Raw genomic sequence first — 12,042 nt, 5'->3', positions numbered from 1 at the left:
GTCATGACCGACACGAATGGCAAAATCAACCTGCTGGGCCTGACCCAGCCGGAAATGGAGCAGTTCTTCGACAGCCTCGGAGAGAAGCGCTTTCGTGCCGGTCAGGTCATGAAGTGGATTCACCACTTCGGCGTCGATGATTTCGCCGCCATGACCAACGTCGGCAAGGCCTTGCGCGAGAAGCTCGAGGCCGCTGCCTACATTCGCGGGCCCGAAGTGGTCAGCGAAGACATTTCTTCCGATGGCACGCGCAAGTGGGTCGTGCGCGTGGCGTCGGGCAGCTGCGTGGAGACCGTGTACATTCCCCAGGGCGGGCGTGGCACCCTGTGTGTTTCCTCGCAAGCGGGCTGTGCCCTGGATTGCAGTTTCTGCTCCACGGGCAAGCAAGGCTTCAACAGCGACCTGACCAGCGCCGAGATCATCGGCCAGGTGTGGATCGCCAACAAATCGTTCGGCAGCGTGCCGGCGAAGATCGACCGTGCCATCACCAACGTGGTGATGATGGGCATGGGCGAGCCGCTGCTGAACTTCGACAACGTCGTCTCCGCCATGAAGATCATGATGGACGACCTGGGCTACGGCATCTCGAAGCGCAAGGTCACCTTGTCGACCTCCGGCGTAGTGCCGATGATCGACAAACTCGCCGAAGTCATCGACGTGTCCCTGGCACTGTCGCTGCACGCACCCAATGACGAACTGCGCAGCCAACTGGTACCGATCAACAAGAAGTACCCGCTGGACATGCTGCTGGCCGCCTGCAAGCGCTATATTTCCCGCCTCGGCGAGAAACGTGTGCTCACAGTCGAATACACCCTGCTCAAGGACGTGAACGATAAACTCGAGCACGCCGAGCAGATGGTCGCGCTGCTGGCCGATGTGCCCTGCAAGATCAACCTGATTCCCTTCAACCCGTTTCCCCATTCGGGTTACGAGCGGCCGAGCAACAATGCGATTCGCCGCTTTCAGGAGCTGCTGAAAAAGGCCGGGCACAACGTCACGGTGCGTACCACCCGTGGTGAAGACATCGATGCTGCCTGCGGGCAACTGGTCGGCCAGGTGATGGACCGCACGCGTCGTAGCGAGCGCTACATCGCCGTGCGCCAGCTGAATGCCGACGCCGAGGCGGCGCGCCCCGCCGCCAGCCGCAACTGAGAGGATCTCCATGACCGTGCTGCGTTCCCTGCTGTTCTTGTTCGGCACCAGTCTGCTCACCGCCTGCGTATCGACCGGTGACGTCGACCCGATGAAAACGCCCGAAGGGCGCAAGAAAGCCTACGATTCGTTCGTGCAGCTGGGTATTGGTTATCTGCAGCAGGGCGAGACCGGGCCGGCCAAGGTGCCGCTGAAGAATGCGCTGGACATCGACTCCTCGGGCGCTGACGCCCACGCCGTGCTCGCCCTGGTGTTCCAGCGTGAGATGGAACCCAAGCTGGCCGATGAACATTTTCGCAAGTCGCTGTCCAAGAACCCCAGGGATGCCCGGCTGCTGAACAACTACGGCGGCTTCCTGTTCGAGCAGAAGCGCTACAAGGAAGCCATGGAACGCTACAGCCTGGCCGCCGAGGACAGCCTCTATCCGGAGCGCGCCCGGGTGTTCGAGAACATGGGCATGACCGCCATGATGCTCAAGCAGCGCCAGGAGGCCAAGGCCTATTTCGAGCGTTCGTTGCGCCTCAACAGTCGCCAGCCGCGGGCCCTGCTGGAGATGGCCAATCTCTCCTTCGAAGATCGCGAATACGTGCCTGCGCGCAGCTATTACGAGAGTTTCAGCGCCATTTCCGAGCAGAACGCCCGCAGCTTGTTGCTGGGCGCGCGCCTGGCCACGATCTTCGAGGATCGTGACCGTGCTGCCAGCCTCGGCCTGCAATTGAAACGTCTTTATCCCGGTACGCCGGAATATCAGCAATATCTGTCGGAGCAAAGATGAAAGCGGCCCAACCCGAAGTTGCAGCAGCTCATCGCGTCAATCCTGGAGAAGCCCTGCGTGCAGCGCGTGAGAGCCGAGGCTGGTCGGTGGCCGAAGTCGCCACCCAGCTCAACCTCACGCCAATGCGCCTGAGCCAGCTGGAGGCCGGCGAGTTCGAGAAGCTGCCAGGCAACACCTTTTCCCGTGGTTACATCCGCGCCTACGCGAAATTGCTGGGCCTGGAGCAGGCACCCCTGGTGGCCGACTTCGATCAGTTCACCGGCAGCAACGCCACGGGCAGCAGCGTGCATGCGCTGGGCCGGATCGAGGAGCCGACGCGCTACTCGCAAAGCATTCTGCGCCTGGTCAGCTTCCTGCTGCTGCTCGGCGTTGGCGGCGCCTGTTTCTACTGGTGGCAGGACCAGGGCTGGCAGCTCGATGACCTGAAGAACGTCGGCATGGGCCATGTCGAGGTCGACGGCGCCGATGGCAGCACCCAGATTCATCCGCTCGACGAGCCGGAAGACCAGGCCGTCGCCGAGGCGCAGAACCAGGGTACCGAATTGCCGTTGCCAGGCGTTTCGGGCGAGCAGGCTGAAGAGGCCCCGAGCGAAACGTCGCCGGCCACCGCTACCGAATTGCTGGAACAGAACCCGCCAGCTGGCCAGACCGCGCCTGCTGAGCAGACACCCGCTGCACCAGCCGGATCGACTGTACCCGCGGCGCCAGCCGCACCGGCTGCCCAGGCGCCCGCTGCCGCCGCTGCTCAGCCGCAGGCCCCGGTGGCGGCTGGCGAAGGCCTGATCAGCGTGAAGTTCACTGCCGATTGTTGGATCCAGGTGACCGATGCCAACGGCAAGGTCGTCGCCAGCGGCCTGAAACGCAGCGGTGACAGCCTCGACGTACGCGGCCAGGCACCGATGGAGTTGCGCCTGGGCTTCGCCCGCGGCGCCCAGGTGACCTACAACGGTGCTGCTGTCGATGTGACGCCGCATATCTCCGGTGAAACCGCACGCTTGAAGTTGGGTGGGCAGTAATATGCACGGTGAATCACCGATCAAACGTCGTCTCTCTCGCAAGATCTGGGTCGGTTCGGTACCGGTCGGCGGCGATGCCCCCATCGCCGTACAGAGCATGACCAATACCGATACCAACGATGTGGCCGCCACCGTCGAGCAGATCCGTCGCCTCGAAGCGGCCGGTGCCGACATCGTCCGCGTCTCCGTTCCGGACATGGACGCTGCCGAAGCCTTCGGTCGCATCAAGCAGCAGGTCAACCTGCCGCTGGTGGCCGACATTCACTTCGATTACCTGATCGCCCTGCGTGTGGCCGAGCTGGGCGTCGATTGCCTGCGTATCAACCCCGGCAACATCGGCCGCGAGGATCGCGTCAAGGCAGTGGTCGAGGCGGCGCGCGACAAGGGCATTCCGATTCGCATCGGCGTCAACGCAGGCTCCCTGGAAAAGGACCTGCAGAAGAAATACGGTGAGCCGACGCCCGAGGCGCTCGTCGAGTCGGCCCTGCGTCACGTCGAGCATCTCGACCGCCTGAACTTCCCCGACTTCAAGGTCAGCGTGAAGGCCTCCGACGTGTTCATGGCCGTCGAAGCCTATCGCCTGCTGGCCAAGCAGATCGAACAGCCGCTGCACCTGGGCATCACCGAGGCCGGCGGCCTGCGCTCCGGTACCGTGAAGTCCTCGGTAGGTCTGGGCATGCTCCTGGCCGAAGGTATCGGCGACACCATCCGCATCTCCCTGGCGGCCGATCCGGTGGAGGAGATCAAGGTTGGTTTCGATATCCTCAAGTCGCTGCGCCTGCGTTCGCGGGGCATCAACTTCATCGCCTGCCCGAGCTGCTCGCGCCAGAACTTCGACGTGGTCAAGACCATGAACGAGTTGGAAACCCGCGTCGAGGACCTGCTGGTGCCGCTGGACGTCGCGGTGATCGGCTGCGTGGTCAACGGCCCAGGCGAGGCCAAGGAAGCCCATATCGGCCTCACCGGAGGTACGCCGAACAACCTGGTGTACATCGATGGCAAGCCGGCTTCCAAGCTGACCAATACCAACCTGGTGGATGAGCTGGAAAAGCTGATCCGCGAAAAGGCGGCCGAAAAGGCTGCAGCCGATGCGGCTGTGATCGTGCGCGGCTGATCCGTGCTTAAGGAAAACAAGTGAGCAAGTCCCTGCAAGCCATTCGTGGCATGAACGATATCCTGCCGCAGCAGACCCCGGCCTGGCGCTATCTGGAAAGCACGCTGGCGACCTTGCTGGATAGCTACGGCTATCAGGAAATCCGCCTGCCGATCCTCGAGTTCACCGACCTGTTCGCCCGTGGCATCGGCGAGGGCACCGATGTGGTCGACAAGGAGATGTACACCTTTCTCGACCGCAACAACGAATCCCTGACCCTCCGCCCCGAAGGCACCGCCGGCTGCGTGCGCGCCGTGCTCGAGCATGGCCTGACCGGTGGCGGTCAGGTGCAGAAGCTGTGGTACGCGGGCCCGATGTTCCGCTACGAGAAGCCGCAGAAGGGCCGTTATCGCCAGTTCCACCAGATCGGTGTGGAAGTGTTCAACCTGCCAGGGCCCGACATCGACGCCGAGCTGATCACCCTGACCTGGCGCCTGTGGAAGAAGCTCGGCCTGGCCGGCGCGGTGACTCTGCAGCTCAACAGCCTGGGTTCCAGCGAAGCCCGCGGCGTGTACCGTGACGCCCTGGTGGCCTACCTGCGCGAGCGCTTCGATCAGCTCGACGAAGACAGCCAGCGTCGCCTGACCACCAACCCGCTGCGCATCCTCGACAGCAAGAACGCCCAGACCCAGGCGCTGCTCGCCGATGCCCCGACGCTTCACGACTATCTGGACGACGAGTCCCGCGTGCACTTCGACTGCCTCAAGGCGCGTCTGGATGCCGTCGGCATCAAGTACGAGATCAACCCGAAGCTGGTGCGCGGCCTGGATTACTACGGCCGCACCGTATTCGAGTGGGTGACCGACAAACTCGGATCTCAAGGCACCGTATGCGCCGGCGGTCGTTACGACGGGCTGATCACCCAGTTCGGCGGCAAGCCGACTCCAGGCGTGGGTTTCGCCATGGGCGTCGAGCGCCTGGTGCTGCTGCTCGAAACCCTGCAGTGCGTACCCGCTGAATTGAACCGCCCGGCCGATGCCTTCATCTGCGCCTTCGGCGAAGCGGCCGAGTTGGCTGCACTGGCCTTGGCTGAAGAAGTACGTAATCAGGTTCCGGGGCTGCGCCTGCTGGTCAATGCCGGTGGTGGCAGCTTCAAGAGCCAGTTCAAGAAGGCCGACAAGAGCGGAGCCCTGTATGCTCTGATTCTCGGTGAGGACGAACTGGCCAAGCGCGTGGTAGGTTGCAAACCTTTGCGCGACGACAGCGAACAACAAAGCATTGCCTGGTCGGATCTTGCCGACCATCTGGCATCCTGCACCCAGCAGGCTTGAGCGATTTAGCGATTAAGGAGTATTGGGGTGGCGTTGAACAGCGATGATGATGAACTGGCCGGCCTGAAAGACTGGTGGGATCGTAACGGCAAGCCACTGCTGGCGGGTGGCGCCCTGGCGCTGATCGCGGTATTCGGCTGGCAGGGTTGGCAGAAGTACCAGACCAACCAGGCGCAGGGCGCGTCGATTATCTATCAGCAACTGCTGGAGTCGGCCATGACCCCGAGCGGTCAGCCGGATGCCGCCAAGGTGGCCACGCTCGCCGGGCAGCTGAAGAAAGACTTCGGCGGCACCCAGTACGCCCAGTACGGCAGCCTGTTCGTGGCCAAGGTCGCGGTCGAGTCCGGCAAGCTGGACGATGCAGCGACCGAGCTGCGCAGCGTGGTCGACAAACCGGCCAACGAGACCCTGGGCGAGCTCGCTCGTCAGCGTCTGGCTCGCGTGCTGGCTGCCCAGGACAAGGCCGACGAAGCGCTCAAGCTGCTCGACGGCGACGCCGACCAGGCGTTCCTGGCCAGCCGTGAAGAACTCAAGGGCGACCTGCTGGTGAAGCTGGGCCGTACCGACGACGCCCATGCCGCCTACGTGAAAGCCAAGGGCGCGCTGGCTGAAGAAGCTGCCGTCGGTGGTCTGCAGATGAAGATCGACGACCTGGCCAAAGGGGATGCATGACGTGATGCGTTGGAAGAATGCCGCACTGCTGGCCCTGGCCGTCCTGGCCGTGGGTTGCAGCAGCAACAGCAAGAAAGAACTGCCGCCTGCCGAGCTTCCCAAGTTCACCGAGGAAGTGAAGCTGCAGAAAGAGTGGAGCCGCTCGATCGGTGACGGTCAGGGCGACATCTACAACATGCTCGAGCCGGTGGTCGATGGCGAGCAGATTTTCGCCGCCGACGTCGAAGGCCTGGTCGTCGCCATGGATCGCATGACCGGCAAGGTCGCCTGGAAGAAGGAGCTGGAAGTTCCGGTTTCCGGCGCCGTGGCGGCTAGCTATGGCATGGTCGTGGTCGGCACCCTCAAGGGTGAAGTGATCGCCCTGGATTCGTCCAACGGTGAAGAGAAGTGGCGCGCCCGCGTGCCCAGCGAAGTGCTTTCCGCCCCGGCCATCAGCAGCGACACCGTGCTGGTGCAAACCCAGGACGACACCCTCGTCGCATTGGACGCCTACAGCGGTCAGCAACGCTGGATCTTCGAGAACACCCCGGCCGTGCTGACGCTGCGTGGTACCGGCAGTCCGCTGCTGACCAACCAGTTGGCTATCGCCGGCCTGTCCAGCGGCAAGGTCATCGCCCTTGACGTACAGCGCGGCATCCCGGTCTGGGAACAGCGCGTGGCCATTCCCCAGGGGCGTTCCGAACTCGACCGTATCGTCGATATCGACGGCGGCCTGCTGCTCTCCGGTGGCCAGCTGTACGTGGTCACCTACCAGGGCCGCGTCGCGGCTCTGGATCTGCAGAGCGGCCGGGTGATCTGGCAGCGCGAGGCGTCCAGCTCCATGGGCGTGGCGCAGGGCTTCGGTAACGTGTACGTGACCCTGGCCAGTGGTACCGTTGAAAGCATCGACGAGCGCTCAGCCTCGGCACTGTGGACCAACGACGCCCTGGCGCGTCGCCAACTGTCGTCACCTGCGGTGTTCTCCAGCTACGTCGCGTTCGGCGATCTGGAAGGCTATCTGCACCTGATCAGCCAGGTCGATGGCCGTTTCGTCGGCCGTACCCGCATCGACAGTGACGGCCTGCGTGCGCGTCCGCTGGTGGTCGGCGACTGGCTGTATGCCTTCGGCAACGGCGGCAAACTGGTGGCTCTGACCATCAAGTGAGCCCCGGCTTCGCTCGTCCGGTAGTACCGGGCGAGCGGGGCAGATAGTGCGAGATTTGCGGCCGCTGCCTGTGCAGCGGCTTTTGTATTTTTTGAAATAACGAAGTGGAGAGCCGAATGGTTCCCGTAATTGCCCTGGTGGGCCGGCCGAACGTCGGCAAATCCACCTTGTTCAACCGCCTGACCCGCACCCGCGACGCGATCGTCGGGGACCTTTCGGGCCTGACCCGCGACCGCCAGTACGGTGAGGCCAAGTGGCAGGGGCGCACCTATATCGTGATCGACACCGGTGGTATCTCCGGTGACGAGGAAGGCATCGACGCCAAGATGGCCGAGCAGTCCCTGCAGGCCATCGAAGAAGCCGATGCCGTGCTGTTCCTGGTCGACGCCCGCGCCGGGTTGTCCGCCTCCGACCAGATGATTGGCGAGCATCTGCGCAAGCGCAACAAGCGCAGCTTCCTGGTGGTCAACAAGGTCGACAACCTCGACCCCGACCTGGCCCGCGCCGAGTTCTCGCCGCTGGGCATGGGCGAAGCCCTGCCGATCGCTGGCGCCCATGGCCGCGGTATCACCCAGATGCTCGAAGCTGCCCTGGGCAGCTTCCCCAAGGATGCCGGCGAGCCGGAAGAGGGCGAGGTGGCCGAAGACGTCGCCGAGGGTGAGGAAGCCAAGCGCATTCCCGGCCCGAGCGAGAAGGACGGCATCAAGCTGGCCATCATCGGCCGCCCCAACGTCGGCAAGTCGACCCTGGTCAACCGCATGCTCGGTGAAGACCGGGTCATCGTCTACGATCAGGCCGGCACCACCCGCGACAGCATCTACATCCCCTTCGAGCGTGATGACGAGAAGTACACACTGATCGACACCGCCGGCGTGCGTCGCCGCGGCAAGATCTTCGAGGCGGTGGAAAAGTTCTCGGTGGTCAAGACGCTGCAGGCCATTCAGGATTCCAACGTGGTGGTGTTCGTCATGGACGCCCGCGAAGGGGTGGTCGACCACGACCTCAACCTGCTCGGCTTCGTGCTCGAGAGTGGCCGCGCCCTGGTCATCGCGCTCAACAAGTGGGATGGCATGGAGCCCAGCGAGCGCGATTACGTTAAGACCGAGCTGCAGCGCCGGCTGTTCTTCGTCGACTTCGCCGATATCCACTTCATCTCCGCCTTGCACGGCACTGGCGTTGGCCATCTGTACAAGTCGGTGCAGGCCTCGTTCAAGTCGGCGATCACTCGCTGGCCGACCAGCCGCCTGACGCAGATCCTCGAAGATGCGGTGCAGGAGCACCAGCCACCGCTGGTCAACGGTCGCCGTATCAAACTGCGTTACGCCCACCTGGGTGGCGCCAATCCGCCGCTGATCGTGATCCACGGTAATCAGGTCGACGCCGTTCCGCGCGCCTACTCCCGTTACCTGGAAAACACCTACCGTCGCGTGCTCAAGCTGGTCGGCACGCCGATCCGCATCGAGTACAAAGGGGGCGAGAACCCTTACGAGGGCAACAAGAACACCCTGACCGACCGCCAGGTGAACAAGAAGCGCCGCTTGATGAGCCACCACAAGAAGGCCGAGAAAAAGCGCAAGGACAAGCGCTGATCGTGCCATTGCCTGAACGAAACAGGGGTAGCTACCGAAAGGAGCTACCCCTGTTTCGTTTCGATTGCCGGAAAGCGGCGGCCAGCCGCTTTCGTCGCTGCGCTAGAACTGCGTGCGCAGGGTTACCGACATGCTGCGCGGGTCGCCGTAGATGGCGCCAGCGTAGAAGCCGTAGCGGGTGTAGTAGGTCTTGTCGAACAGGTTGTTGACGTTCAGGGTCACGTCGGTGTCGTCGTTGATGTCGTACTTGGCCATGGCGTTCCATATCGCGTAGCCGGACCAATTCACGTCGGTGGCGCTGCGGCTCTGCCCGTTATTTGGGATGCCGGCCGGGCTGGAGAGCGCGCGAATGTTGCTTTGCGCGCTGACGCCGGTGCCCAGGGTCACGCGATCCAGCATGCCGCTCAGGCGATAGGTGGTCGAGGCCTTGAACAGGTGCGACGGGTCACTGCGGCCATCGCTGTCCAGGCGGCGGAAGTGCAGGTAGGTATAGCCGCCATAGACGTTCCAGTTGTCGGTGAGCGCGCCGGCCACCTCGATGTCGATGCCATCGGTTTCCGTGCCACTGCCAGCGACGTAGGCCTGGGCCTGGGACGGCGTTTGGTTGGCGCTATCGGTAACCGCCTTGTTGTCCTGCTTGGTGCGGAAGTAGGCGAGCTGGGCGTTCAGGCGGCCGTCCAGCCACTCGCCCTTGATGCCGGTCTCGTAGCTCTGCCCGACGATGGGTTCGACGCGGCTGCCGCTGGTGGTTTCCTCGCTTTGCGGGGTGAACAGGTCGGTGTAGCTGGCGTACAGAGAGTAGGTGTCGTTGAGGTCGTACACCGCGCCCACGTAGGGGGTGACGATGCCCGATTCGGTCTGGCTGGTCTTGATGCCTGCGGCGGTGGTGTTGCGGGTGCGATAGTCGCTGGCCCGCACGCCGAGAATGACCGACAGCGGATCGGTGATGCTCAGGCGGGTGGCGGCGTACAGGCCCTGCAGACGGGTGACGCTCTTGCCGTGGCGGCCGGTCTTGCTGGCCGTCATGTACAGGTCGTCGTCGACGCCGTTATGCCAGTCGGTGATCGGTAGGCCGTTGTTGCTGCGGAACTGGCAACCCAGGGCCGGTGCGCTCTGGCGTGTGGCGCTGGACATGATGCAGCTGTATTCCGGCGTCCAGCCCACGGTACGGCTGTCGCTATAGCCGAACATGGCCTGGTGGCTGCGGCCGAGCAGCTCGAACGCGCCGCTCAGGTCGAATTGTGCGGATTGCTGGGTGGTGTCGCTGGAACTGTGCAGCCCGTTGAGCACCATGCCGCTGCCGTCCTGCTCCGGGTAGCCGGTATAGAGTCCGCGGCTGAATTGGTTGACCTTGCCCAAACCGTAGTGATTGAGCGCTTCGGTGACACTCTGCGCGGCCTTCACGTCCAGCGCCCAGTCCTCATTGAAACGGTGGCTGAGCGAGGCGAAAGTGGTGCGCGTTTCGTTCTCGCCGTGGCTCCAGCTCGGCACCAGGTTGGTGCTGCGCGACCAGTCGGTCTTGCTGCCATCGGCGTACCAGATCGGGATATTGGCGCCCCAGCCGCCGCCTACGGTCTTGGCATATTCGTACTGATAGCCGGCGCCCAGGGTGGTGTCGTCGGTGAGTTCGAACTCGAAATTCGCCAGGGCGGCGCGGGCACGTTCGGACTGGTGATCACGGAACGAGTTGGCGTCTTCCTGGGTGATCACGAAGCGCGAGCGCAGGCGGCCGTCTTCGCTGAGCGGAAGGTTGAGGTCGGCGCCCAGGCGCGTCCTGTCCCAGCTGCCATAGGTCAGGTAGGCACTGCCGCCGAATTCCTTGCCGGGGCTTTTGCGGATCAGGTTGACGGTCGCCGACGGGTCGCCAGTGCCACCGAGCAGGCCATTGGCGCCGCGGACGATATCGATGCGTTCGTACATGTCCATGTTCAGCGAGTTGCCGGCACCGCTGAAGCCCGAGTCGCCGAAGTACTGCAGGCCATCGACCTTCCAATTGGTGATCTTGTAGCCGCGTGCGCGAAAGTCGGTGCGGCCGCCCACCTCGTACTTGCTGGCGGTGACGCCCGGCGTGACGTCCAGCGCCTGCTCGACGTTGCTGATGCCGCGGTCGGTCATCTGCTGGCGGGTGATGGTGGTCACGCTCTGCGGCGTTTGCCGGGGCGTCAGTGCCATGCCGGTCGAACTGGTGGTGCCGCGCACGGTATAGCCGAGTTGTTCGGTGGCATCGTCGATGGCGCTGTCTTCGATGCTGATCGCGCCCAGCTCCAGCGCGCCGGCGGGTGCATCCACCTCGGCGTGGCCGAGCGGGCTGAGCAACAGGCCGCTCAGGCTGATGGTGGCGGCTAGCAGCGTGCGTTGCGAGGGACAGAGGGTTTTACGGGGTAGGGGCGTGGCGTTCATGATAGCTCGTGTTGGTTGGCAGTCATTCTCATATGCATGAGATTTTTGTTACGATTCTAAGTACTGCGCTGGCTGCGTAATTTCTTGGTTTGTACGGGCATGTAATGGAACGTAATGAGGGGCAGGCCCTAAGGGCGCAGGGCATGGAGGCGGCGTCGCAGACCGTGCTGGTGGTGGACGACGACGACGAGATTCGCGAGCTGCTCTGCGAATACCTGAGCGACTCCGGTTACCGCGTATTGGCAGCCGCCGATGGTCGGCAAATGTGGTCGCTGCTCGAACAGCACAGCGTGCAATTGCTGATCCTCGACCTCATGCTGCCTGGCGAGGACGGCCTCAGCCTGTGCCGCCGCGTGCAGGCGGCGGATGGTCCGGCGGTGATCATGCTCTCGGCCCGTGGCTCGGCGCTGGACCGCGTCGTTGGTCTGGAGGTGGGCGCCGATGATTACCTGGGCAAACCCTTCGAGCCCCGCGAGCTGCTGGCACGGGCCAAGGCGGTATTGCGCCGCGCCGTGCCAGCCCGTGTGGAGCCTGCAAGCCAGGGCGACACGCCGATGGTGTTCGCTGGCTACCGCCTCGACCCCGTCAAGCGCACCCTGACCCAGCCCGACGGCACGGCAATGTTGTTGCCACGCTCCGATTACCGGGTGTTGAACGAGCTGCTCGGCGCCCGCAACCGCGTGCTGAGCCGCGATCACCTGACTCGCTGTGCGTTCTCCCGGCCCCATCTGCCGGATGATCGATCGGTGGATATGTGCGTCAGCCGTCTGCGTCAATGCTTCAAGGCAGGTGACGAGCGCGTGCAGATCCTCACCATCCGTAACGAAGGCTACCTGTTCAGCATCACCGCCAACGATGCGGTGACCTGAG

Annotated in this window: 10 protein-coding genes; 9 read left to right on the top strand and 1 reads right to left on the bottom strand. The window is 63.7% G+C overall.

Annotated features, from left to right (window positions below; all coding sequences use genetic code 11):
* Window positions 1-3: 3 nt before the first annotated feature.
* From rlmN to der, 8 genes are all read left to right on the top strand, one after another.
* Entirely contained in the window at window positions 4-1,152 is a 1,149-nt protein-coding gene (rlmN, locus tag BVH01_RS15845) for a 23S rRNA (adenine(2503)-C(2))-methyltransferase RlmN (RefSeq protein ID WP_075931258.1), read from the top strand.
* Window positions 1,153-1,162: 10 nt separating this feature from the next.
* On the top strand, window positions 1,163-1,927 hold the full coding sequence (gene pilW / locus BVH01_RS15840) for a type IV pilus biogenesis/stability protein PilW (protein ID WP_075931257.1): 765 nt from the start codon (window positions 1,163-1,165) through the stop codon (window positions 1,925-1,927).
* Window positions 1,924-2,943 carry a RodZ family helix-turn-helix domain-containing protein gene (locus tag BVH01_RS15835; RefSeq protein ID WP_075931256.1) on the top strand — a complete coding sequence of 340 codons (1,020 nt, stop codon included), beginning with the start codon at window positions 1,924-1,926 and terminating at the stop codon, window positions 2,941-2,943. Before pilW ends, BVH01_RS15835 begins: the two co-directional genes overlap by 4 nt.
* Window position 2,944: 1 nt before the next feature.
* Complete coding sequence (gene ispG / locus BVH01_RS15830; RefSeq protein WP_075931255.1) at window positions 2,945-4,057, top strand: flavodoxin-dependent (E)-4-hydroxy-3-methylbut-2-enyl-diphosphate synthase; 1,113 nt, start codon at window positions 2,945-2,947, stop codon at window positions 4,055-4,057.
* A 20-nt stretch (window positions 4,058-4,077) separates the two neighbouring features.
* Entirely contained in the window at window positions 4,078-5,367 is a 1,290-nt protein-coding gene (gene hisS, locus BVH01_RS15825; protein ID WP_075931254.1) for a histidine--tRNA ligase, read from the top strand.
* 33 nt (window positions 5,368-5,400) lie between these two features.
* Window positions 5,401-6,039, top strand: coding sequence for a tetratricopeptide repeat protein (locus BVH01_RS15820; RefSeq protein WP_075931386.1), 639 nt, complete (start codon window positions 5,401-5,403; stop codon window positions 6,037-6,039).
* Window positions 6,032-7,183 (top strand): outer membrane protein assembly factor BamB, encoded by a 1,152-nt coding sequence (gene bamB / locus BVH01_RS15815; protein WP_075931253.1) that lies wholly within the window; start codon window positions 6,032-6,034, stop codon window positions 7,181-7,183. Before BVH01_RS15820 ends, bamB begins: the two co-directional genes overlap by 8 nt.
* Before the next feature lie 116 nt (window positions 7,184-7,299).
* On the top strand, window positions 7,300-8,772 hold the full coding sequence (gene der / locus BVH01_RS15810) for a ribosome biogenesis GTPase Der (RefSeq protein WP_075931252.1): 1,473 nt from the start codon (window positions 7,300-7,302) through the stop codon (window positions 8,770-8,772).
* 102 nt (window positions 8,773-8,874) lie between these two features.
* Here der and BVH01_RS15805 read toward each other — a convergent pair whose 3' ends face one another.
* Window positions 8,875-11,172 (bottom strand): TonB-dependent siderophore receptor, encoded by a 2,298-nt coding sequence (locus tag BVH01_RS15805; protein WP_139317853.1) that lies wholly within the window; start codon window positions 11,170-11,172, stop codon window positions 8,875-8,877.
* A 104-nt stretch (window positions 11,173-11,276) separates the two neighbouring features.
* On the opposite strand from BVH01_RS15805, the gene BVH01_RS15800 reads away from it, so the two are divergent.
* Entirely contained in the window at window positions 11,277-12,041 is a 765-nt protein-coding gene (locus tag BVH01_RS15800; protein ID WP_083652165.1) for a response regulator, read from the top strand.
* Window position 12,042 lies beyond the last annotated feature (1 nt).

This window comes from Pseudomonas sp. PA1(2017) (assembly GCF_001945375.1).
Lineage (GTDB): Bacteria > Pseudomonadota > Gammaproteobacteria > Pseudomonadales > Pseudomonadaceae > Aquipseudomonas.
The sequence above is the reverse complement of the archived record's forward strand: the minus strand, read 5'-3'. Positions and strand labels throughout refer to the sequence as shown.